The 25,357-nt window shown below is 34.2% G+C and carries 13 protein-coding genes and 2 pseudogenes; 9 read left to right on the top strand and 6 right to left on the bottom strand.

The window, feature by feature from the left end:
* Positions 1-1,339: 1,339 nt before the first annotated feature.
* Entirely contained in the window at positions 1,340-2,164 is an 825-nt protein-coding gene (gene dapF / locus CIPSTX3056_RS01590) for a diaminopimelate epimerase (protein WP_072666219.1), read from the bottom strand.
* A 34-nt stretch (positions 2,165-2,198) separates the two neighbouring features.
* The gene (locus tag CIPSTX3056_RS01585) at positions 2,199-2,399 is read right to left on the bottom strand and encodes a hypothetical protein (protein WP_072666218.1); all 201 of its coding nucleotides are present in this window, start codon (positions 2,397-2,399) and stop codon (positions 2,199-2,201) included.
* A gap of 1,834 nt (positions 2,400-4,233) precedes the next feature.
* Between CIPSTX3056_RS01585 and hemC the strand changes: the two genes are divergently transcribed.
* Both hemC and hemD read left to right on the top strand, forming a co-directional pair.
* Positions 4,234-5,175 carry a hydroxymethylbilane synthase gene (gene hemC, locus CIPSTX3056_RS01580; RefSeq protein ID WP_072666217.1) on the top strand — a complete coding sequence of 314 codons (942 nt, stop codon included), beginning with the start codon at positions 4,234-4,236 and terminating at the stop codon, positions 5,173-5,175.
* Positions 5,172-5,915, top strand: a complete 744-nt coding sequence (hemD, locus tag CIPSTX3056_RS01575; protein ID WP_072666216.1) for a uroporphyrinogen-III synthase — start codon at positions 5,172-5,174, stop codon at positions 5,913-5,915. The genes hemC and hemD overlap by 4 nt, the downstream gene beginning before the upstream one ends.
* Before the next feature lie 3,433 nt (positions 5,916-9,348).
* On the opposite strand, the gene fre is transcribed toward hemD, so the two are convergent.
* Positions 9,349-10,050 (bottom strand): NAD(P)H-flavin reductase, encoded by a 702-nt coding sequence (gene fre, locus CIPSTX3056_RS01570; protein WP_072666215.1) that lies wholly within the window; start codon positions 10,048-10,050, stop codon positions 9,349-9,351.
* A 39-nt stretch (positions 10,051-10,089) separates the two neighbouring features.
* Positions 10,090-11,574: a 4-hydroxy-3-polyprenylbenzoate decarboxylase gene (gene ubiD / locus CIPSTX3056_RS01565; RefSeq protein ID WP_072666214.1), complete on the bottom strand. Its 1,485-nt coding sequence runs from the start codon at positions 11,572-11,574 to the stop codon at positions 10,090-10,092.
* 1,563 nt (positions 11,575-13,137) lie between these two features.
* On the opposite strand from ubiD, the gene aceE reads away from it, so the two are divergent.
* The 6 genes and pseudogenes from aceE to argS all read left to right on the top strand — a co-directional run bounded on the left by aceE (position 13,138) and on the right by argS (position 22,400).
* The gene (aceE, locus tag CIPSTX3056_RS01560) at positions 13,138-15,801 is read left to right on the top strand and encodes a pyruvate dehydrogenase (acetyl-transferring), homodimeric type (RefSeq protein WP_072666213.1); all 2,664 of its coding nucleotides are present in this window, start codon (positions 13,138-13,140) and stop codon (positions 15,799-15,801) included.
* 18 nt (positions 15,802-15,819) lie between these two features.
* Positions 15,820-16,548, top strand: a pseudogene (locus CIPSTX3056_RS03500) (biotin/lipoyl-containing protein); the annotation flags it as partial.
* A 72-nt stretch (positions 16,549-16,620) separates the two neighbouring features.
* Positions 16,621-17,355 (top strand): annotated as a pseudogene (locus CIPSTX3056_RS03495) (2-oxo acid dehydrogenase subunit E2); the annotation flags it as partial.
* 159 nt (positions 17,356-17,514) lie between these two features.
* A complete protein-coding gene (gene lpdA, locus CIPSTX3056_RS01550; RefSeq protein ID WP_231939199.1) occupies positions 17,515-18,945 on the top strand; it encodes a dihydrolipoyl dehydrogenase in 1,431 nt (476 codons plus the stop codon).
* Positions 18,946-19,158: 213 nt separating this feature from the next.
* Positions 19,159-20,118 carry a thioredoxin-disulfide reductase gene (trxB, locus tag CIPSTX3056_RS01545; RefSeq protein ID WP_072666210.1) on the top strand — a complete coding sequence of 320 codons (960 nt, stop codon included), beginning with the start codon at positions 19,159-19,161 and terminating at the stop codon, positions 20,116-20,118.
* A gap of 548 nt (positions 20,119-20,666) precedes the next feature.
* A complete protein-coding gene (argS, locus tag CIPSTX3056_RS01540; protein WP_072666209.1) occupies positions 20,667-22,400 on the top strand; it encodes an arginine--tRNA ligase in 1,734 nt (577 codons plus the stop codon).
* A gap of 187 nt (positions 22,401-22,587) precedes the next feature.
* On the opposite strand, the gene folB is transcribed toward argS, so the two are convergent.
* Complete coding sequence (gene folB, locus CIPSTX3056_RS01535; RefSeq protein ID WP_072666208.1) at positions 22,588-22,995, bottom strand: dihydroneopterin aldolase; 408 nt, start codon at positions 22,993-22,995, stop codon at positions 22,588-22,590.
* Between the two features lie 699 nt (positions 22,996-23,694).
* On the bottom strand, positions 23,695-24,693 hold the full coding sequence (gene tsaD / locus CIPSTX3056_RS01530; protein ID WP_072666207.1) for a tRNA (adenosine(37)-N6)-threonylcarbamoyltransferase complex transferase subunit TsaD: 999 nt from the start codon (positions 24,691-24,693) through the stop codon (positions 23,695-23,697).
* A gap of 360 nt (positions 24,694-25,053) precedes the next feature.
* Between tsaD and rpsU the strand changes: the two genes are divergently transcribed.
* On the top strand, positions 25,054-25,269 hold the full coding sequence (gene rpsU, locus CIPSTX3056_RS01525; RefSeq protein ID WP_072666206.1) for a 30S ribosomal protein S21: 216 nt from the start codon (positions 25,054-25,056) through the stop codon (positions 25,267-25,269).
* Positions 25,270-25,357 lie beyond the last annotated feature (88 nt).

Below are 25,357 nucleotides of genomic sequence, written 5' to 3'. Positions count from 1 at the left end.
AAGGATTCTATTATAAGAAAATGATAAAACGCTCATTATTGATGTAACATTGTCACTCCTATCACACTGCATGGTAACTATGCTACATCTATGAGAATGCCATAAATATTCTAAATATATTTATGAGAATGCCATAAATATTCTAAATATATTCAGTAAGGTAACGCGTACTTTTACTACAAGATAGATAGGCAATACAAACACCCATTACATAATACATTTTTAGTTTTACTCTTAAAAATACAGCATTATTTTAGGATTGTGTTCCACAATCTTTTATTATAACATCCGATTTGAAATACACTTCATGATCTTAAGAGGTAAGACTTTATCGCTATTATTTTATCAACTCTAAACATATAAAATAAGAGAAACTTTAAGGATACCGCGCCTTGTCTTGAGTGCATGATTTATGAAACTTCTTGATATAATAGATTTGATAATAAGATTCTCAGGGCAATGCTATCAGGCATATCTTTAAATCTGTAATAAACAGTACTCATTACCACACCTTATAATAAAGGTATCACATAAAACCACTAGTAAGTGTTACTGCACTAGATCCTTCTATCCATTAATACGTACACGGGAATACAATTCCAATAGTTGATTTTACGTAACAAAATAAACTCTTACATAATATTATATTTCGTCAAGTTGTATATGTATTGATACATAAGAAATCTAGAGGATAAGCAATAATATCTTTCTATAATACGGCTCGAGCTGCGTAAATATTATGATATGCATCATATATTGAGAGTGCCTTTATGTACAAAAAATCTATTATAAATAGATATCGTTACCTAACTCAGTGCACAACCCATATAATAACAGCTGGTATCTATAATACAAATTACAGTATTTAACACTCTCTATTATACGTATATCATTCATGATAAGATTTAAACTTAGTGCAATACCATAAGCTGATATTCTTCAGCAATAGAATATTACAAATATGTTTTTAAGTTACTTCAATATAACTATTTAACAGTAGATATACTTAATGTATCCTAAACTTTATGAATAACGTTTATAGTATTACGGTGTACATCTCACTATATGCTTTGATATAGTTTTAGTAATTACCACAATAGATATTAAGATCAGAAATAATATGTTAGTTTATGGCATATGTTTATAAAAAGATATAAATATGAACTAAATGTTTATCAAAAATATTTGAGTGTGATTTTATCAAAAAAGAAATACTCTTTTAAATCTAAAGTTAAAACGCATTATTTGATATTGTAAATAGATCTTTTTATTCTGATATATATAAAACATTCTTATGATGTGCAAATAATTTTTAAATTCTCTATGTAATGCTACTATGTTAGATATGAATATAACCATCATACACATGTGTAGCAGATCCTGTCATGTATAAAGGGTTTCCTTCTCCTTTCCAGGAAACACTCAATGATCCACCGGATAAGTCTACCCGCACTGTGTCTGCTAAATTTTCTTGTTGAATACCAACAGCCACTGCTGCACAAGCCCCACTACCACATGATAAGGTTTCACCTGATCCACGTTCAAAAACACGCAAAAGAATATGCTTAGGGTTTATCATTTCCATAAAACCAACATTTACTTGTTTGGGAAAGCGCTTATGGTTTGCGATAGCCTCACCTAACCGTTGAACAGCAGCTGTTTTGATGTTATCAACCTGCAATACACAATGTGGGTTGCCAATCGATACCACCCCGCACTTGATACTGGTCGCGGCAACACGAATAACGTGTGATTTTTTTTGTGCTTTCGCGTAGAAGGGGATATTTTCTGGCAAAAAATCTGGCTCTCCCATATTAACAGATACCATATCGTCTGAAATAACATGCAATACTATACAACCTGACTGCGTACTCACACAAATATCATGTTTATTTGTTAGACCGTGCAACCTTAAAAAGCGAGCAAGACAGCGAGCTCCATTCCCACATTGTCTTGCTTCACTACCATCGGCGTTAAAAATACGGTAATGAAAATCAATATCAGGATCAGAAGGTGATTCTATGATGAGTAACTGATCAAAACCAACCCCGTAATGACGATTAGAGAGACGACGGATTAACTCTGAAGAAAAATAAATATTTTGCGTTATTGCATCAACGACCATAAAATCATTACCAATACCGTGCATCTTCGAGAAGTGCACTTTTTCTGTATTTAGCGCTCTGTCATTTAATAAATTAATATTGAATATTGCTCCGTAATTTGATTGAAATAGTGCTACCCCTAGAGTTTTGTATAAATGAAAATAATTGCTGTAGCTTTGAAAAATAGCTTTGTATAATTTTATGGGAAAAATCAGGAGAACCTTTGAGACCGCACCCAATAAAACCAGCAAGCATAATAGCAAAAACTAATAGTTTTATTGTTTTTATTTTCATAATTTATTAAATTATCCTCGCTGTAATATTGAAATGACTGAAATCCTCTTTACTTACATTGCACGCTCAATAAAATTGATGACAGATTATATCACAGAAGAAGTACTCATCATCTGAAGTGCAGCGGAAATAACACATAAAAACCTTTATAGATCTTTAGAGGAAAATATTATAAGCTGCTTTGTCAACTATTTTTTGAGCAAGAAACTAATGTGGTTACACATTATACGTATGTTTCTGTTTCTAAAAACGTGCAGAAAAAGATTTTTAATATTTTAGCGTATGGGTGTAATGTAAAAAAATCTGATTTTTGCCTTATGAAGAAAATAGCAATTTAATATATCCCAGTAACTAATGTAAATAATACACACCTACAATATCGAGATGAATCGCACTATGCTAGTTATAACAAAGACATTGGTAGTGATATAAAAGAAAAATTACCTAACTATTCATTCTATGCGTTTTAAAAAACTGATCCCATGTGGTTTTCAACTCTTCCATTATATTTTATGGACATTTTTACACAATAGAATTCTAGAACTTAGGGTGTCAACTCGAATCTAATTGTCTTTATAGTGCATAGCCACTATAAATTTCTAGCATAAAAGCTACCAGATATTATGCATATATAATAATATTATTATATTATATTAAATGCTAGTTGCGCTTAAATACAAAAAAACCTCAAGAGCATCTGAGCTCCTGTTAAGCACTATAAGCTACGGGGTTCATTTGTACTGATTAGATACTGGTAATTACAGTATTCACACTTAGCGCTGGATTAATCTTCTAATGCAATTGCAGGTTACTATAGAATATTTGATAAAATTACATATTCTATATACCTCAGCATAGAACCTAACCGTTATTAATTGCACGGAATAGAAAGTTGCATTGAAATAAACTGTCTCAGTGAGTAATAATATTATATTCTTATTTATTCAATATATGATCTATGTCGATTCTGTCACCAAAATCTAGAACATATAATTCTATATTTGAAATAAATAAGCTTGACGACTGTCAGTTACTGTTTTGAGTAATAACCTAAAATTATTAATAATCTAGAAACACACTCTAAATCACCTATTCTTAGTATTAGTACAAAAATCTAAAACTATCTACATCAGTGCAATATTCATTTAATATTCTAGTATCACTAGTAGAATCATAAAAAATTTTAAAAAACAATCAGACCGATTAAGTGTAGTAACACATACTATGTTTCTCAACTTATGCCTAGAGAATATTAATGGCATTATGTATTGATTAAGTAAAAAATTAAGTCAAACAGTGTTATGAGTATACAAGGATAAACTGATCATAGCACACTAGATACAATAACCCATAATACACCCGACAGATCAACAACGGATCTTTATCGACCATCTCTCACAATCTAAGAAACAGGGTAATCCGTCACGATACTATATACTGATATTTGATCCATGATGACGATGCTTTTCATCAAAAACAATTAGCTAGATACTAACGCTTTGCTCTTTGTATAAAAATTATATATGTTATGAAATAAAAATAAAATATAATCTCATCAGATTGATTCTTCAAATAGCTCACTTATTACTATTTATTCAGATAAATTTCACTCCTTGTTGCTCGATATTTTAACATCACTATGATGGTTGATTGAGCTACTTCTATTAATATAAGGTTGTTTTAGAATACACGTGCTGTCTATTAAATACATTTTTCTGTTGAATATCAGCACTCTCAAATTTTTTTAAATACGTATCTTCTGCTCTATATATAAACTAATAGTCCTCTTCAAAATTGGCGATGTCATAAATCTTTGATTTGAATGGTATCCAATATGTCAGATAAAATTTTAAAAATTGTTACAAGACAGAGTCCATTAGCCTTATGGCAAGCGCAATATGTTCAAGACAATTTACTTTTACATTATCCTGATCTTTGCGTGAAAAAGGTTCGGGTTATAACGCGTGGGGATCTCATTCTTGATACTGCGCTTACTAAGATTGGCGGTAAAGCAATTTTTGTAAAAGAATTAGAACGTGCTATACTCTTAGGTCATGCTGATATAGCTGTGCACTCAATCAAAGACGTCCCGATGAATTTTCCAGAAGGATTAGGGTTAGCAACGATCTGTGAGCGAGAAGACCCGCATGACGCATTTGTGTCAAATAAATATTCATCTATAAATGTATTGCCACCCGATGCGATTATCGGAACATCAAGCCTGAGACGTCAATGTCAACTACATTCGCGGCGCCCAGATCTATTAATGCAATTAGCACGGGGCAATGTAGGAACCCGCTTAAGTAAATTAGATTCTGGCCAATATGATGCTATTATTTTAGCTGTAGCTGGATTAAAAAGACTAAATCTAACTCATCGTATTCGACAGGTAATACCAATAGAAGAGTCGCTACCTGCGGCTGGCCAAGGAGCGATAGGAATCGAATGCCGCCTAGATGACTTTAGTACAATAAATTTACTTACTGCTTTAAATCATCCTGATACCGAAGACCGAATAAAAGCAGAAAGAGCCATGAACGCTCGACTAGCAGGTGGTTGTCATGTACCTATAGGTAGTTATGCTGTATTAGAAGGGGATACCCTCTGGTTACGCGGGCTGGTAAGTTCATTAGATGGCACACAGATAGCACGTGGAGAATACCGAGGATCTCGCAGAGATGCTGAAAAAATCGGTATTTTATTAGCAGAGCATTTATTAAATAGTGGTGCTCGCGAGATTCTTCATTCTATAAACCCGGAAACCTTATTAGCATGAACATCTTAGTTACACGTCCATCACCATCATCAGATGAGTTGGTTGGATCTCTTCGTAACCTAGGAAGAAAAGCCTGGGCATTCCCGCTGATAGAATTTTCTCCTGGATCTCAGCTAGACATACTGCCTGAGCGACTGAAAGCTCTAGAAAGAGGGGATCTGGTATTGATTCTTTCTCGCAATGTTATCTACTATGCCGAACTTATTTTGACAAGAGAAGCTATATCCTGGCCTAAAATATTAAACTATTATGCAATTGGACCGAGTACTGCCATAGCATTTTATACTGCTACTGGATATACGATTTCATGGCCACATCAACAAGCCACTAGCGAAACACTCATTCAAGTTATACCTGTACAATATGTAAAAGGCAAAAATATTTTGATATTATGCGGAAACGGCGGAAGAACTTTACTTAGAGAAACCTTATTAAGCTATGGTGCACAGGTGGAACTAATTGAATGTTACCAGCGTTGTGAGAAATGCTATCATGGAGAAAAAGAGGGAAAACGCTGGCGTGAGAAGGGAATCAACACACTAATAGTAACTAGTGGTGAAATGTTAAGACAATTATACCGATTATTTCCGCATAAAGATCGAGAAGAGTGGTTGCTAAAATGTCGACTCATCATTGTCAGTGAGCGTTTAAAAGCCCTAGCTAATACACTAGGATGGCATGATGTGTATGTTTCTTCTGGCTCAGATAATAATGCATTATTAAATTTCATTTTATCCTAAGCTTACTAATTAAGCTTACTAATATAGTAAAAAGTTTTATCAAAATCTCTAACTGTTTTTAAAAAGACTTATGTTTTACAAAAGACTTATAATTATCAGTAATCACACTGAATAATCTATTCAATTGTCACTGAAAATTAAAAATTACTTCTTATTTTTGGCAGACAACCATAACTGTTCTAAATTAAATACCATAATTGCATTTTGGTATTTAATTTAGAACAAAGGGATTGTGCTTAACTGTATTAATTATGCAATATAAATCACTATTCAATATCGCTAGTACTAGTCTATATACTTCTTCCCTAATTGTTGCTTAGCTGAACTTATTGAATTAAGGTATTTTATACCTAATATATAGCATATATATGAAGATACTTCATGCTTCTGTTCTATTCATATATAGCTATTTCCTTTGTATACCTACCCGAGAAATATTTAATAAAACATAAAGTGTATAATACTATTTACTGCATACGTATGAGTTACTCAAAAATCACTCAGAATTAATATATACCTCTTGCGACAACAGTCATCGTACTAAATAATCCTTACTCTTGTAATATCTAATTTATTAGATATTAATGATTTATTACATGACAGATGATAACTATAAAATATTTCATTAAATAAAATGGTCTATATTGCTCATTGGTGGCCTATTAGTTAGTAAGATCTTTATCTTTTATAATCCTAAAATAAATCTACACCTAAGATATGCGTATATAGATTCGTATGTTATAATAGAATTATCCTAAATCATTCTATTCAACCTATGTAACTACATGTGTCAAATATCTTATCAATAACAACTTTATATTATTAGTAAAAAATAGTATGAATTATTCTATTCATATCAGTAAGAAGTAATGTGACGATTAGAGGTGGTTCGATCAAAAATGCAAGACTATATTTATAAAAATTTTTATTCTAACTAAATCTACATCAATTGTTTTAAAGTGTAAGATGCTTACGCATCTTCCTTGAAGAAAAAACTATACAATATTGAACTATTATAGAACTTGATAAAATGAGTTTTCACGCGTTGCCTCTAAAAAATCAATTTATTTTTCTTAGGGGGTTGACCTAATTATCATTGATGACTGAATCTAAATGCATATATCACCTTATAGTAAAAATATAAAAAAACCTTTTAAGATACTATATAGTTTTTCTGAAACAGAACACAAAAATTTAGGCATCTATATATACAAGTAGATACAATACTTCAGAACAGATTTTCAATCATTATATTCACCGGAATATCTCAAGTAAAGCGATCGATTTGAAACTTTTTCTAGGCAGAATATCGATCAACTGATACTGTGTTTTGGGTATGATTGCATCATGATACCTCTTTTTAAATATTCTGCTTTGGATAAAACGTCGACCTAAGTGGACTTAGGTGGATTAGTGGCGAAAAAACAAGACGATTAAGTGATTGTTCTTATGAAATAAGAAATCTTGAGGCACTAAGCGGACATCTACATTACCTAAATACGCCTACATTGATCTTCATTGGTCAATTGATTTTCTTCTATCATCTTCACACATACACTAGTATGTTTTTGCGATATCCTATGCATGCAAAATGCTTTAAAGCTAAGTAATATCAAAAGCATTACTAAAATAGATTTTTCTTACCTTTTAGTTAGAATCATTATTCATGTGATTGGCCATAATAGTCTTGACTATTGCTCAACGTATATGTTGATCGCAGCATTTCTATGCGTGATCTTTCGTAGTATCTTCGTAGTATTATGTCGTTTACTTGTCGTTTACTTTATGTTTATCCTATGCGTATGTGAACGATGACAAGTATGATGTCTGTGTTTTTAGATTAGATTGCATTAGAATAGCCACTGATCAATGCATTAATTAGCAATAAGCGCAAAAACTATAAATCTAGTGCTGTGTTATATCTTCATTTTAATATATATTTAATAACCACTATTTCTCTCTGATACTGTGGATAGCCAAAGTCATTCAACTATGTTTTATAGTAGTTTATTTACCATTAAGTTTTACCATTAAATTCTATAAAATATACGTAAAAACATTTGTAGCTAACATATTTTTATAATTACACTCACTTTTAAATTATTAATATATATTATAGTGTCGTGTTATCGTCCTGATGACATACTCCTAACTTAGAATATTATGGGTATGAACTTTATATCATATATCACTTCTCATAAGCATGGGATATCCATGATATATTACATCTAATATCTGTCCTTTTATTCTCGTTTGTAATGTTATACAGGATACATAACATTCATATCCAGGAAGGTTTGAACCATATTAATGACATTAATGGCACTGCTTCTAGCATTATACTAAATCATACTGATCTGGATACGTGTGAAGTTGTATTCTGCAATGCCATAAAAGAAGACTATACTGTCTGTAATACATTTTTATGGGTATATGAGCTAATTTAGTATATCATCAGTATGATCAGTAGAAAGATTGATTAAACTAATGTCTATGCAGCCACATATACTATATCAATCTTATGAATCTAGCTGTCGCGCTCATCCGAATTATTAAAGAACTAATTCAGGTTAATCATCTCATATGCCATGCCTTACGAATCTAAACGTAATGCAGACCATACTTTATATTATTATTAGCAATATGTATTAGTTTTGCATGAATAATAAGCATTAATACTAATTTTTAGTATTTTTTATTTTAGTATTTTTTATATAGACGATAGACGATATACCACTTGCGCCCCAAACTTAAGATGAGAATTACGATGTAGTGAATTAAAGAGCGCAGTAATTCACTTTTTCAAAACTGACACAGTATTTAAGCATATCACAGTTTTTATTTAAACACTACTTATTCGGTATAGAGATAAGCATACATAAGATTTAGATAAGCCCTAAAGCATAGAATACTGTTTTTACAGATTTTTAATCTATACAAGATAAAGACAGAGCTCTTACTAGGAGTAAAATGTGATGCTTCTATTGTATTTCTATTGCGTAACAGACTCTTTTTTTCTGATAGAGGTCATCTACTGTCAAAAAAACAACTATTATTAGTCGATATCAATGAATTCTTATAATGTCTGGTAAGGACAGCACTATATTAGTAGTTGCTTTTAATGAATCTAATGTCTTTCAGTTAAAAACTGATTTTGCTTACTTGCGCTTATTACTATAATAACTACTACATAAATTTCACATAGTCCAGGCACTAATTAGAATATTGAAAATACTACAAGTAATACGTAATATAACCTTCCCAGTCACCCTCATTACAAAAGGATTGTATATATAGCGCTTTTAAATATTACAATATTTATATTTATATTTATGCTTTATCATAATAGCTATCATCAATGATAGCTATTATGATAAAGCATCCATTGGATGAATGTAGTTTTAAAATATAGAATGTTCCCTATGCTGTTTATTTAAATACAGTGCAAGGCATCTCCAAACATCAGTGATCGCTGAGCTCCTCTCTCTGTACACAAGTGTATACGTGCTGATCTAACCATACTCACAGGCCCTGCAATATATATAGCATGTCTATGCAAACAACTGTAGTCTTGCATTACAGCACTGATAACAGTACCCTCTCGACCAATAAAGTCATCTTTGGGTCTCTCGAGGACAGGGAGAATTTTTAACTTAGGATACTGATGCACTAGTTTATTAAGCTTATCTAACTCATAAAGATGTTGGATCTCACGCCCACCCCAGTACATAGAAATATCTCTATCCGCCTTTTCTGATAGTGCTGTAAATAAAATAGATCGAATATAAGAAAACCCTGTTCCACCTGCAATCAATATCAGTGGATAATCCTTTTCATCCCTCAACCAAGCGAGACCATGGGGCATATCAATAATAATGTCTTTATGATTCTGTATATACTCTATCACTGATATAATAGAAGAACTAAACTCAGAACCGCCAATATGCAATTCAATGCTATCCTTTTCCATTGGTGTTGAAGCAATCGAAAGTGGTAGATGATCATACTCTTTGAGTTTTAGTATCACATACTGACCTGCTCGAAAATTTACATGATACTCTGGAGTTAATAGAACACGGTATATAGTATCAGTTATGCCTTCTACTGAGGCAATCTTACAACTTAAGGTTGGCACTTATTCCTCTATCAAGTGAATATAGTATTATGACTATTTTTAGTCGAGATTAATATTTTTTAATATACCGAGTTCGTCCCAAAGTGTATCAACATGAGAAGTTACAATAGGGTCTTTTTTAATCGGAGACCCCCATATACGTTGAGTCTCTCCCGGCAATTTATTAGTCGCATCTATTCCCATTTTTGATCCGAGCCCTGATATAGGTGAGGAAAAATCAAGATAATCGATTGGTGTGTTTTCTATAATCACTACATCTCGTGATGGATCCATGCGAGTGGTTATCGCCCAGATAACATCATTCCAATCTCGAGGGTTGATATCGTTATCACATACAATAATACATTTAGTATACATAAATTGGCGCAAGCATGACCAAATACCCATCATAACAAACCTTGCATGCCCAGGATACTGCTTTTTAATGGTTACCACTGCTAATCTATACGAGCATCCTTCTGATGGCATATAAAAATCAATAATTTCTGGAAACTGTTTTTGCAGAAGTGGTACAAATATCTCATTGAAAGCCATGCCTAAAATAGCAGGCTCATCGGGAGGGCGACCGGTATAAGTAGAATGATAAATAGCTTTATAACGTTGTGTTACATGAGTAACAGTAAAGACTGGAAAAATATCCGCTTCATTATAGTACCCTGTATGATCACCATATGGTCCCTCTAGCGCTACTTCTCCTGGCTGGATATATCCTTCTAGTATAATTTCTGATTTAGCTGGAACCTCTAGATCATTTGAGATACACTTTACAACCTCAGTTTTACTTCCACGCAGCAAACCAGCAACAGCATATTCTGACAACTTATCTGGTATTGGCATGACTGCACCTAACATTGTTGCTGGATCAGCTCCTAATATTACAGAAACTGGGAATCGTTTTTTAGAATAAATATGACACCATGCTTTAAAGTCTATCGCACCACTGCGATGTGGTAACCATCGCATAATTAACTTATTTTTTCCGAGCAGCTGTTGGCGATAAATTGCTAGATTCTGTCTTGTTTTATATGGACCACGCGTTACCGTTAAGCCCCAAGTTACTAATGGCGCGATATCATCTGGCCAACATTTCATGATAGGGAGACACCTCAAATCAACCTCTTCATCTCGCCAGATCTGTTGTTGACACAGTGCATGCTGAACCCGTTTAGTGGGCATATTTAAAACTTGCTTCCAATGTGGTATGTTTTTCAAAAAATCACCAAACCCCTGAGGTGGATCCGGTTCTCTGAGAAAAGCCATAAGCTTTCCGATATTTCGTAAAGAGTGCTGATCAGACTGCCCCATGCCTAACGCCACTCGATCCAGCGTTCCAAATAAATTGCACAATACTGGCATTTCGCACCCTTTCGGGTTTTCAAAAAGCAAGGCCGGACCGCGAATGCGTAAAGTACGGTCAGAAATCTCAGTCATTTCCAGATTAGGGTCAATTTCTTGCTGAATGCGTTTTAACTCTCCACGTTCTTCTAGTAGAAAAAGAAAACCCCTTAAATCTTTATATTTCATAACTTTCCAAATAGGATCACTGCTTACGAAGTACTGACTGGTGGTGGTGTAATCCATACAGCATATGAGTTATTTACAATAACTATCAGTTTGTCATAATCAAGCAATAAGAATTCAATTCTTAAAGAATTTTTATACAATAAGTACTTACCCTAAGTATCTTAGGTGGTTATGTTTGTAGTATTCTGCGCTAGAACACTGTTTAGTTTGAGATGACGGTAATCTTTCATGAACCGCTCGCTATATTATATAAAAATGATTTATGGTAACAGAACATAAAACTGATGTTTTAAAAATAACGCGTTTCTCTGTAATTCACTAAATAATTATAGTCAAAACATTCTAATCTGTAAACGATAAAATCATGAAGAAACACAGATGATTAGTTAAAAGTATATCAAGACTTCTTACTCTATACTTATGAGTATACATATATATCTTACCTCTTATGATAATCCAGACCAGATGACCAACTAAACAATCTAAACATAGATTTTTTATTATCGAGCTGTTGTTTCCATCTGACGAATTGTATTTCTCAGTGCTAGAGACCTTTAGAAAACATATCGGCTATAACCTATTCAGTATATAAAGAAAAGAATTAGACGACGTAAAATATATAAAAACTGATACGGTTTTATCAAAAAATCTAAATATCTGGTATGCAGAGAAAACTTTTAAGAAAGCATATAAGGTTTATATAACAACTTAAGCACGCAATACTAAGCTTAGTGACAATATGTAAATTCAACTATTTATGATCATCAAGAATATCTATGCCTTTATCAATCGATATTGATACACAAGGAACAATCAGAGTTCATATAAAAATTCAACAGTAAGCTGTGTCAATCGTATCTGCTAGAGTACATTAGTACAGACATAGCAATAACATTAGAGTATTGAATGTATACAGACCGTAGCAAACTTCAGGAAATCTATAAATAGCTTTATTTATTATTGCTGTTAATATAATGCTTGCTATGAAGAATTATCAGCTCCCGTTTTTAAGTGGTGCACAACTCTACGTAGCTATTAGTGATATAATATGAAGTCAATTAAATACTTACATGCATCAAAAGCAAGAGCATAAATAAATATTTGTTTTTTAAATAAAATGTATTTTTTAATAAAATTGTTTATTTGCATTCATGAAGAATCAATTATTAGATAATATTTTAGATAGATAGATAGATAGATAGATTCTTTGCTGTGATTCCATCATCTTCTTGGTAAATCTATCGTATGACCTCACTATGCTAAAGTGTAATAATAATCACAATTATGCAAAAGTATATCTTGATAGTGTATCTATTAAGGCTTGTGCAGAGACCGAACAGTCTTAGGTAAAATAGAATAAAGATAATTTGATTTTCAATGTAATCGTGCTAACGAAAACGCCGAATGAAAACAGAAAGAACTTTAAGTAATATCATTGTTATCTATATTTACAAAAATAAGTTTTTCTAGAATCATCATAGATGATCTCTCCTGTCTTTGACGTTATAATAAAATATTAATGCTTAAGTATTTAATAGAAGAGGTACAAAAGGAAATACATCTATGTCAAAACATTTTAATTATGATTTGGATCCAATTGAAACTCGAGAATGGGTGGATTCAATTCAATCAGTAATTTATGAAGAAGGTGCAGAACGCGCTCAATACCTAATAAATGCCATACTACAGGCCGCAAGAAGGAGTGGCATTCAAACCAGCTCTCATACATGTGTGCGCAATTATATTAATTCTATTCCTCTACAGGATGAACCGAAATACCCAGGTAACACTATTGTAGAGGATCGTATTTGCGCTGCTATTCGTTGGAATGCAATTATAACCGTGCTGCGTGCTTCAAAAAAAAATCTAGAATTAGGTGGTCATATTGCCTCCTTCCAGTCTGCAGCTACTATCTATGAAGTATGCTTTAATCATTTCTTTCGTGCACGCAACACAAAAAACGGAGGTGATCTAGTTTATTTTCAAGGTCATATATCCCCTGGCATATATGCCCGCGCTTTTCTAGAAGGTCGGATTACTGAAAAACAAATGGATAACTTTCGACAAGAAGTGAACGGAGAGGGGTTGTCATCTTACCCTCACCCTAAACTCATGCCAAATTTTTGGCAGTTTCCAACTGTTTCGATGGGGCTTGGTCCTATAGCCGCAATATATCAAGCTAAATTTTTGAAATATCTCCACCATCGTGACCTGCAGGACACGTCCTTGCAAACTGTGTATGCATTCTTAGGAGACGGTGAGATGGATGAACCAGAATCTAAGGGTGCGATTACCATTGCGACTCGGGAAAAGCTAAATAACCTAGTATTTGTTATTAACTGTAACTTACAGCGCCTAGATGGACCAGTAACAGGAAACGGTAAAATCATTCATGAACTTGAAGGTATTTTTTGTGGAGCTGGTTGGGAAGTCATTAAAGTCATTTGGGGGGGGCTCTGGGATCAGCTGCTGCATAAAGATACTAGTGGTACATTAGCTCATCTGATGAATGAAACTATTGATGGTGATTATCAAAACTTAAAATCTAAAAACGGTTCCTATATACGTCAACATTTCTTCGGAAAGTATCCGGAAACACTAAAACTCGTAGAAGATATGACCGATGATGAAATCTGGAATCTAAACCGAGGTGGTCATGATCCGAAAAAAATTTATGCAGCACTAAAAAAAGCACAAGAGAGTAAAGATAAGCCAGTAGTTATCCTTGCCCATACAGTTAAAGGTTATGGCATGGGTGAGATAGCTGAAGGGAAAAATATCGCTCACCAAATAAAAAAAATCAGTCTAGACACACTACGTTATATTCGAGATCGTTTTCAAATTCCAGTGAATGACGAAAGTATTAAAGATTTACCTTATATCACTTTTCAAAATGACTCCGATGAGTATCAGTACCTCCATGAGCAACGCAAAAAACTAGGTGGATATCTACCTATGCGTAAAGCAACTTTTGATGAAGAGCTACAAATCCCAGCATTAGAAGAGTTTCGCGTGCTCTTGATTGAGCAAAACAAAGAAATATCAACTACTATAGCATTTGTGCGCATTTTGAATCTTTTATTGAAAAACACAGGCCTTAAAGAACGCATAGTACCTATTATTGCGGATGAAGCGCGTACTTTTGGAATGGAGGGCTTGTTTCGAAAAATTGGTATTTATAACCCACACGGGCAACAGTATAATCCATCAGATCGTGAACAACTAGCTTACTACAGAGAGGACAAGCAGGGGCAGATCCTTCAAGAAGGAATTAACGAAATTGGCGCAGGTTGCTCATGGTTGGCGGCAGCAACATCTTATAGTACGAATAATACACCTATGATCCCTTTTTATATCTATTATTCTATGTTTGGCTTTCAACGTATTGGAGACTTATTGTGGGCAGCCGGTGACCAACAGGCACGTGGATTTTTGATTGGTGGAACCTCAGGTCGCACCACTCTCAATGGCGAGGGATTACAGCATGAAGATGGTCATAGTCATATTTATGCCCTTACCATTCCAAGCTGTATCTCTTGGGACCCAGCATATGCTTATGAAGTGGCAGTGATCATTCATCATGGTTTAACTCGTATGTATGGTAGTGCACAGGAAAATGTTTACTACTATATTACTACTCTAAATGAAAATTATTATATGCCTGGCATGCCATCAGGGGTTGAATATGGTATCTGTAAAGGTATGTATAAGCTAAACAGCAAGGTAGGTTCTGCAGGAAAAGTACAGTTGTTAGGTTCAGGCGCTATATTACGACACGTACGTCAAGCAGCGGATATTCTCGAAAAAGACTATAGTATAGGATCTGACGTCTACAGCGTTACTTCATTTACCGAACTGGCCCGTGATGGTCAGTCTTGCGAGCGATGGAATATGCTGAATCCATCTAAAGCACCACGAATCCCCTATATTACTCAAATTATGAATGATGCACCTACCATAGCATCTACTGATTATATGAAATTATTTGCTGAGCAGATTCGACATTTTATTCCAACTACTAATTATCTCGTACTGGGTACCGATGGGTTTGGTTTATCAGATAGTCGTAAAAACCTGCGTTATCATTTTGAAATCGATAGTTCTTACATAGTAATTGCCGCATTAACTGCATTAGCAAAGAATAACACTATTGATAAAAAAGAGATATCGGCAGCTATTATGAGGTTTAATATTGATTCTGATAAAAAGAATCCATGCTTGCTCTAATTGAAGAGGTAATACAGAATGACTATTGCAATTCCTATTCCTGATATTGGAACCGATCTAGTTGAAGTAACTGATATCTTAGTAAAGATTGGTGATACAGTTAAATATGAGCAACCACTATTAGTTATCGAAGGTGACAAAGCGTCTATGGAAGTACCATCTCCACAATCTGGTGTAGTAAAAGAGATTCAAGTAAACCTAGGAGATAAAGTACATACCGGACAGGTTATAATGAGATTTGAGACCATAAAAGAGACTAGCTCTGAAGGATGTGTAAAACACAATAACACAAAAGTAGAGGCTTTACCAACACTTAGCTCCTATACAGGCCTTCATTTACCAGAATGTCATAATGATCCAGTTAAAGTTATTAAAATCTTAGTCACAGTCGGTCATAACATTAGCGCAAAAGAACCATTAGTACTTTTGGAAAGAAAACAGCAAGCTTTAATAGAAATTCAAGCACCCTTATCTGGCAAAATACATGAAATAAAAATAAGAAAAGGGGAGAGCATTACAACTGGTATGCTAATGATGATCGTTCATGTCGACAATATGGTAGAAAAATTTTCATCAGAAAAAAGATTAACTAACTCCATACATCAATCCACATTTATTGAAAATCACGCATACATTCATGCCACGCCTTTTGTTCGACGTCTAGCGCGACTATTTAACGTTAATCTTGATGATATAACAGGCACTGGACATAAGTCGCGTATTTTACAAGAAGATGTCATGCAATATATACAAAATATAAAAAACAATACTCAACATACTAATGAAATTAGTACAGCTCGTAATATATTACAAGATGTAATGCCATGGCCCAAAATTGATTATACAAAGTTTGGTAAAACGAATGAAGTATCCATGAGTCGTATCCAAAAAATATCTGGTGCAAACCTGAAAAGAAACTGGCTAATGATTCCACATGTTACCCATTTTGATAAAATAGATATCACTGATCTAGAAATATTTCGTAAAAAACAAAATGGCATAGCAATCCAAGAAAATCTAGACGTTAAACTCACTCCTCTAGTATTTATTATAAAAGCTGTTGCCATGGCACTCAAAGCAATGCCGAGATTTAATAGCTCGATATCTTTAGATGAACAAACACTAATCCTAAAAGAATACATCCATATCAGCATAGCTATCGATACCCCGAATGGTTTATTAGTCCCAGTTCTGAAAGATGTTAATAAAAAAGGCATTATTGAGTTATCTCATGAGTTACGTAATATTTCTCAAAAAGCACGAAATAGTCATTTAACTGCAGAAGAAATGCAAGGGGGGTGCTTTACTATTTCTAGTATTGGTCGTTTAGGTACAACTCACTTTACACCAATTATCAATGCACCAGAAGTAGCTATTCTAGGTATCTCTAAATTCGTAACAGAGCCTCTTTGGAATGGTAATAAATTTATACCACGTTTAATGATGCCAATTTCTCTGTCTTTTGATCATCGTGTGATTGATGGGGCTGATGGCGCACGATTTATTACTATACTTAATAAGACAATATCTGATATTCGCCATCTAGTCATGTAATACTATCTTGGAATATGTCTTCCTTATTAACATACATTATGCATATAGTATATTTTTATTCTCTGAGTAGCAGTCAATATTGTTAAGCACAATACAATACCAAAAAGTAATTACTTACAATCATATCATAATCAGAGTATACCTAAATATTAGGAGGTTATAATGACTGAGCGCATTCAAACTCAAGTTGTTGTTATTGGAGGTGGTCCTGCAGGCTATTCTGCTGCATTTCGAGCAGCAGATTTAGGTTTACAAACTATTATAGTCGAACATCAACAAAATTTAGGTGGTGTTTGTCTGAATGTAGGTTGTATTCCTTCTAAAGCTTTACTGCATATTGCTAAAGTACTCGAGGAAGTAAAAGAACTCAAAAATCATAATATGGTTCTTGATGATCTAAAAATTAATCTTGATGCAATACGTAACTGGAAACAAAAGGTAATCCGTAAATTAAATAGAGGGTTATCTGGTATTGCAATCAACCGTAAAGTACCTATAATACAAGGCATTGGTAAGTTCAGTAACTCTAATACCCTAGAAGTTATTCTACAGGATGGCTCATCGACTGCTATTACTTTTAATAATGCTATTATTGCGACAGGTTCATCCCCTATTAAAATTTCAGGCATTCCGTATGATGATGAACGGATTTGGGACTCTACCGCCGCACTTGAATTAAATATAGTACCAGAGAGACTTCTTATAATAGGTGGTGGTATTATCGGTCTTGAAATTGCTTCAATTTATCATTCTCTTGGCGCACAGATTGATATTATTGAAATGTCTAGTCAATTAATTCCCCCTGCAGATGCAGATGTAATGCACCTCTTTACTCGATATATTTCTAAACGATTCAAAATCATGTTAGAAAGTAAAGTAACATCCGTAACAGCAAAACAAGATGGCATATATGTAACTATAGCAGGAAAACAGGCGCCTGTAGACATACAGCGTTATGATGCGGTTTTGATAGCTGTTGGACGCTCACCTAATGGCGCTCACTGCAGCGCAGAGAAAGCTGGTGTTACAGTAGATGAAGTCGGTTTTATTCCTGTCGATAATCAAATGCGCACCAATATTCCACATATTTTTTCTGTTGGTGATGTCGTTGGACAACCAATGCTAGCACATAAAGGCATACATGAGGGTCATATTGCAGCTGAAGTAATTTTTGGCAAAAAATACTATTTTAATCCTAAAGTAATTCCATGTATTGCTTATACTGATCCAGAAATCGCTTGGGTTGGTATCACGGAAAAATATGCTCAAGAAAACAATATCTGTTACGAAGTGTCCGTTTTTCCATGGTCTGCTTCAGGTCGTTCCCTTGCATCTAACTGTACAAATGGGATAACCAAGCTTATCTTTGATAAAAATACACATCGTGTTATCGGTGGCGCAATTGTTGGAAGTAATGGTGGTGAGCTCTTAGGTGAAATTGGTTTAGCTATTGAAATGGGATGTGATGCAGCAGATATAGCGTTAACCGTTCATGCACACCCCACTCTGCATGAGTCAATTGGCCTAGCAGCGCAAATCTTTGAAGGTAGCATTACTGATATACTCAATGTGAAATGCAATAAAAAATAACTATTTATTCACACCGGAGCGATTAACTATTATAGATCATAAGGCTATAATATGAAGAGAAGTGATTGTATAATCTAACTCTCGTAAAAAGATGAATGTGTCTTCTTAAGCTGCTTTTAATTTAGTAATGCATCAGGTTCATAGAATGCTTATACTTTAAAGGGTACTCATAAGCCCCAGTATTGTATTAGTAAAATAACGAGGATGGGTCATATGAGTGAGCTCACGCATAGTCAATTGCTAATTTTAGGTTCAGGTCCGGCTGGCTATACTGCGGCTATATATGCAGCACGTGCTAACTTGCACCCAGTATTAATCACAGGTATAGAAAAGGGTGGGCAACTAACCACTACAAGTGATATAGAGAATTGGCCAGGTAATCCTGATAATTTAACAGGTCCAGCCTTAATGAGTAGAATGCATGAGCACGCACTCAAATTTAATACTCATATCATTGATGACCAAATTATAAGCGTAAACCTCCAAAAAAAACCTTTTTTATTAAATGGTGAGAAAAATCGGTATAGCACTAATGCACTAATTATTGCAACTGGTTCCTCAGCTCGTTATCTCGGCTTACCTTCAGAAGAGGAATTTAAAGGACGTGGCGTCTCTGCTTGCGCAGTTTGCGATGGTTTTTTTTATCGTAACAAAAAAGTTGCAGTAATTGGTGGTGGTAATACGGCGATAGAAGAAGCATTATATTTGACAAATATTGCCTCTGAAGTTCATCTTATTCATCGTCGGAGCACTTTTCGTGCTGAAAAAATCCTTGTAGACCGTCTCTATAAAAAAATCAATAATAAAAGCATTATCCTACATGCTAATTATACGCTAGACCTGGTGTCAGGTGATAACAATGGTGTCAATGCATTACGCTTACGCTCCACACAAGAATCTTTAACAAAAGATTTAATAGTTTCCGGTGTATTTATTGCTATTGGTCATACCCCAAATACCAAAATATTTCATAATCAGCTTGCATTGCATAACGGCTATATTACAGTTGAATCAGGTATGTATGGCAACGCTACACAAAGTAGTGTACCAGGTGTATTTGCTGCTGGTGATGTAATGGATCATATTTATAGACAAGCTATTACTGCAGCAGGCAGTGGGTGTATGGCAGCACGTGACGCTGAGCGTTACCTTGACTCAATTTCATCATTCTAACTAAGTTAGAGAACGTTTGCATATTTATCAATCGAGGATCTATTGCGATGCAAGGAGATCCTCGATTGATTAAAAATATGACAACAACTAGTTTTAGTAACTCCTAAAACTACATAGTACCAGTCATTACTAATGCGTACATACTGTATTGTACATGCACATGAGCATGTACAATAGAATAATCCTTTTTAGAACAAATTATCTTCTTATTGTAATAAACCAGAATCCGTTCAAAAGGTATTAATTAATAATTTTTTAACGGGTTAATAAACCAAGATAAGATATTTAATATGCTATAACAAGTTTTAGCAAAATCCTAACTAGATATTCATTATATAAACAGATCAACACTATGACTATAAAAAGGATGCAATTACTTTTGTAGAAACTCTTATGTAAAATCGTCGTGTAGAGATGTTTGATCTAATGATTTTTTAAAAAGGTTAGATTGCATAGAGAAAGACCGATAAAAGGGTATTTCATTACCTTCTGTTTATATATAGAAAAATTAAAACTTCTGTCACGGATCAATATCCTAAGGTAAAATCGTGAACATCCACGGCTTTCTTACACAAAAAATTAGCCAGGCTATGCTTTTATCGGGTTTGTCAGAAAATTGTAGGCCTCAGATTTCTCAGTCAGAAAAAGAAAGGTTTGGTCATTACCAGGTAAATGGTATGATGGCATTAGGTAAAGACTTAGGTATCTCACCAAAAACACTGGCAAAAAAAGTTTTAGAGAAGTTAGACCTTCATGACATCGCTCACAAAGTAGAAATCATAAGTCCAGGGTTTTTAAATATTTTTCTTGAGCCAAGATGGTTAGCTATACAAATTGATAATGTATTATCACAAGATACACTTGGTATTACGCCCATTAAAAAACAGACTATTGTTGTAGATTATTCCTCACCTAATGTAGCTAAAGAAATGCATGTCGGTCACTTACGTTCCACTATTATCGGTGATGCCATGGCACGTATACTGGAGTTTCTTGGACATCATGTGATACGTGCGAACCATATTGGAGATTGGGGTACCCATTTTGGCATGCTAATTGCCTTCCTGGAAAAACAGAAAATAAAAAATTATGCAAAAATTACCTTAAATGATCTAGAAATCTTATATCGTGAGGCCAAGCATGCATATGATCAGGATGTAAAATTTGCTGAATGTGCTCGTAGATATGTTGTAAAATTACAAAATGGTGATGAGTATTGCCAAACAGTGTGGAAACAATTGGTAAATATAACAATGACACAAAATCAGATGCTATATGACCGCATGAATGTTACACTAACACCTAAAAATATAATGGGAGAAAGCCTATATCAAAATATGATGCCGGATATTATATCTGATCTAAAATCTAAAAAACTTGCAGTACACAGTCAAGATGCAGTGGTAGTCTTTCTCAAGGAGAAACATAGTAGGTCAGGTGAGTTGACAGGGGTCATTATTCAAAAAAAAGATGGCGCTTATTTGTACACCACGACTGATATTGCTTGTATCAAATATCGTTGCGAAACTCTACACGCGGATCGTGTTCTGTATTATATTGATTCACGCCAAAATCAACACTTAACTCAAGCATGGGAAATTGCTCGACAAGCCGGTTATATTCCAGACAGCGTCCAGCTAGAACATCACATGTTCGGCATGATGTTGGACAAAAATGGAAAACCTTTTAAAACTAGAACCGGTGACATTATCAAGTTATCTTGTTTACTAGATGAAGCCATAGATCGTGCCACCAGGTTAGTGTTAGATAAAAACCAAAATATACCAAAAAAAGAGTTGAAAGCCATAGCAGAGATTATTGGAATTGGCTCAATTAAATATGCCGATTTATCAAAAAATCGCACCACAAATTATATTTTTGATTGGAATCACATGTTATCCTTAAAAGGCAACACCTCTCCCTACATACAATATGCTTATACTAGAGTTTTATCAATATTTCGTAAAGCAAATATCGATTTAGAAAAACGATTAAGCGGATCCACATATCTCTTAAATAATCCTTCGATAGAATTAGCTCTCAGCCTATTACGATTTGATGAAACAATAAAAAAAGTTGCCCATGATGGCATGCCCCATATACTGTGCGCGTATTTATATAATTTAGCTTCTAAATTCTCACAATTTTACGAAACCTGTCAGATTCTTGAAGAAAAAGATAAAAAAATAAAACAGAGCTATTTAAAATTAGCGCAATTAACAGCCAAAACTTTAAAACAAGGATTAAGTCTTTTGGGTATTCATACTGTAGAACGTATGTAGATAAATCACTGAATCAGAAAATAGATAACGTAGTTCTCAGTTTAGAGAATATCGTTATTTTTTATAGTTTATATAGATATACTGATGTGCATAAGTGCTTATGTATAAAAATAGAACATTATTACACTCTAAACAGAAGAGCTGTATTAAGTTTCTGGTTATTGCAAGATCCATCATCTACTTTTAGTTATGCACCTGTATCAACTCTTATATGATTGCAATGAGTACAGGTAATTGACTCCATAATGGTCCCACGCTCAATCACAACACCAACTTGTTGTGCCTGTGCTACTGCATTAGGCTTGATAACTTTAATACGAACCCACAAAAAAGAAAATTTATTAAGTAACAAGGTTGCTACTTCTTCTGCTACGCGTTCAATTAACAAAAATTTTCCATTACTCACAAGCGTGATGACAGCCTCTGCTATACTAGCATAATTTAAACAATCTTTTAAATTATCACTGATACCCGCTTTACGAGTGTCCAATCCTATTTGAAGATCAAATAGGAGCGTCTGTGGAAGAGTTTGTTCCCAATCATGAATACCAACAGTGGTTGTCACGCTGAGCTTATTAATAAATACTATATCCATAGTCTATCTCTTTAATTATATAGAAACCTATTATTATATCAGGTTTGATATATATTAAGGTGTAAAAGTTACATCAATATAGAAAAACTGTCATCCTATCACCTTAATACATATTAAGGCATAAGCAGTAAAAAACTATCAGCAATTGAATAATATAAGAATACGGCTACATGTTAAGAGAATAACTGCAACCCTTAGCAAGAGTAGTATACGCTGCTATTAGCAATATATATAGTTCGATATAAAATTATACGTTACATACTATAACTCCCTCCTAAATCAAGATCTTCTTTTGAGTCAATGCAGATCAAGAGACGCTGTTTGCATTTTAAAGATCTAAACAACCCATCTTTCAATATATTCTTATACAGCCTATTACTTGAACGTATGTAAGGTAAGATGTTGTCTTTTTACTAAAACCTTGATCTTTTAATAGCTTTATTTTGCTCTAAAGGTTAATTGTGATGCAACTTGATTTTTAAAGTCACAGATTACTCTATACATGCTATAATGACTCTATTGATGACTGAGGTATATCTAGAGATAGTATAGACTCATCGCACAACTTACTTGCTAAAATAGGATCCAATACTTAATATGAGCGCTCTTTAATGATGTTGATCATTCCAGTTGCTCCTTGATCAACATCATCAAGCAAGGCAGGGCTTCTAAAAGAATTTTGTCGTATACTAGTAATAATTAAGATAATGGCCAACTAGGATGCACAGTAATCTCAAGTGAATGATTCTGACTTTCTTTAAGGCGAATAGCACCCGCATATGCAATCATTGCTCCATTATCCGTGCAAAATTCAGGACGAGCATAAAATACTGCCCCGTTACGTCTTGCCATCATATCTGTTAATTTACTGCGTAATACACAGTTAGCGCTGACACCTCCTGCAACTACTAGTCGTTTAAAGCCGCTTTGGTCTAAAGCGCGTTGACATTTAATAAGTAATGTATCAACTATCGCATCTTCAAAAGCACAAGCAATATCAGCGCGAACTTGCTGTGTTTTTTCATTATTATAGATAGTCTGAGCTGCAAAGGTTTTTAAACCAGAAAAACTAAAATCTAATCCGGGACGATTGGTCATCGGTCTAGGAAAAATAAAACGTCCACGTACACCATTTTTAGCAATATTAGATAGCTCTGGACCACCTGGATAACCAAGCCCTAACAATTTAGCAATTTTATCGAATGCCTCACCTGCTGCGTCATCCAGCGACTCTCCCATTAACGCATAGCAACCTACTGCAGTAACACTGATCAACTGAGTATGACCACCAGATACCAGTAAGGAAATAAACGGAAAATCTGGGGGACTCTTCTCTAGCATAGGCGAAAGAAGATGCCCTTCCATGTGATTAATAGCAATAGAAGGAATATTTAAAGCAAATGCTAGCGATCGCCCAATACATGCTCCGATTAGTAAAGAGCCAACCAAGCCAGGGCCTGCAGTATAAGAAACTGCATCAATATCCTGTGCTTTTAATTGACATTCTTGTAACGCAGCCTGTATGAGTAAAACGGTTTTTTGAAGATGATTGCGCGCGGCTATCTCAGGAACCACACCACCATAACTCTCATGAAGCTTCGATTGAGTATATAATTGATTTGCTATTAAACCTGCACGAGAGTCATAAATAGCCACACCGGTTTCATCACAGGATGTTTCAATACCAAGTACACGCATCAATCCCACCTTATGCTTACAATATATAATAATAGCAATTATTATATATAGACATATTGTTAGTCAGAACAAACTGTTAATAACTTAAAAGTATGCTACTGTATAATATTATTATCTGAATAATTCATCACACTACTGCAAGTATCTTAGCGTCTTTAACCTGTTATCGCTAAAAATTAATAAATAGTATAGAATCATCGAGAAGTTGAGTTAAAACCCAGTCTATCTATTATTCATTTCACACTATATTGCATTTATAATGCAGATGGCACTGAGGTAAATTTAAATATTTTAACATAGATCATGTTTTAAATTGGCCACAAACCAGCGTAAAACTAAATGCCTTAATGTGAGGGTTGCATGCCAGTAATAAAAGTACGTGAAAATGAGCCATTTGACGTAGCTCTGCGTCGTTTTAAACGTTCCTGTGAGAAAGCAGGGGTTCTAGCCGAAGTTCGTCGTCGTGAATTTTATGAAAAACCAACCACTGAACGAAAGCGTGCTAAGGCATCTGCTATAAAACGTCATGCAAAGAAATTAATACGAGAAAATGCGCGTCACACTCGTCTGTACTGAAACCTAAAAATGATTGTACTAGCCGGATAAAATAGTTTCTTATTAATTGGGGCCGTGTTTCCAATGGGACAGCACGGCTTGTTTGCAT

Source organism: Candidatus Erwinia haradaeae (genome assembly GCF_900698965.1).
In the GTDB taxonomy this organism is placed as follows: domain Bacteria; phylum Pseudomonadota; class Gammaproteobacteria; order Enterobacterales; family Enterobacteriaceae; genus Erwinia_E; species Erwinia_E haradaeae_A.
Note: the sequence above shows the minus strand (reverse complement) of the source record. Positions and strands in the feature narration are given on the sequence as shown.

Coding starts and splice junctions, on each gene's coding strand:
- CIPSTX3056_RS01585 (WP_072666218.1), bottom strand. CDS start 2,399: ATGAAAATAAAAACAATAAAACTATTAGTTTTTGCTATTATGCTTGCT.
- hemC (WP_072666217.1), top strand. CDS start 4,234: ATGTCAGATAAAATTTTAAAAATTGTTACAAGACAGAGTCCATTAGCC.
- hemD (WP_072666216.1), top strand. CDS start 5,172: ATGAACATCTTAGTTACACGTCCATCACCATCATCAGATGAGTTGGTT.
- ubiD (WP_072666214.1), bottom strand. CDS start 11,574: ATGAAATATAAAGATTTAAGGGGTTTTCTTTTTCTACTAGAAGAACGT.
- aceE (WP_072666213.1), top strand. CDS start 13,138: ATGTCAAAACATTTTAATTATGATTTGGATCCAATTGAAACTCGAGAA.
- trxB (WP_072666210.1), top strand. CDS start 19,159: ATGAGTGAGCTCACGCATAGTCAATTGCTAATTTTAGGTTCAGGTCCG.
- folB (WP_072666208.1), bottom strand. CDS start 22,995: ATGGATATAGTATTTATTAATAAGCTCAGCGTGACAACCACTGTTGGT.
- tsaD (WP_072666207.1), bottom strand. CDS start 24,693: ATGCGTGTACTTGGTATTGAAACATCCTGTGATGAAACCGGTGTGGCT.
- rpsU (WP_072666206.1), top strand. CDS start 25,054: ATGCCAGTAATAAAAGTACGTGAAAATGAGCCATTTGACGTAGCTCTG.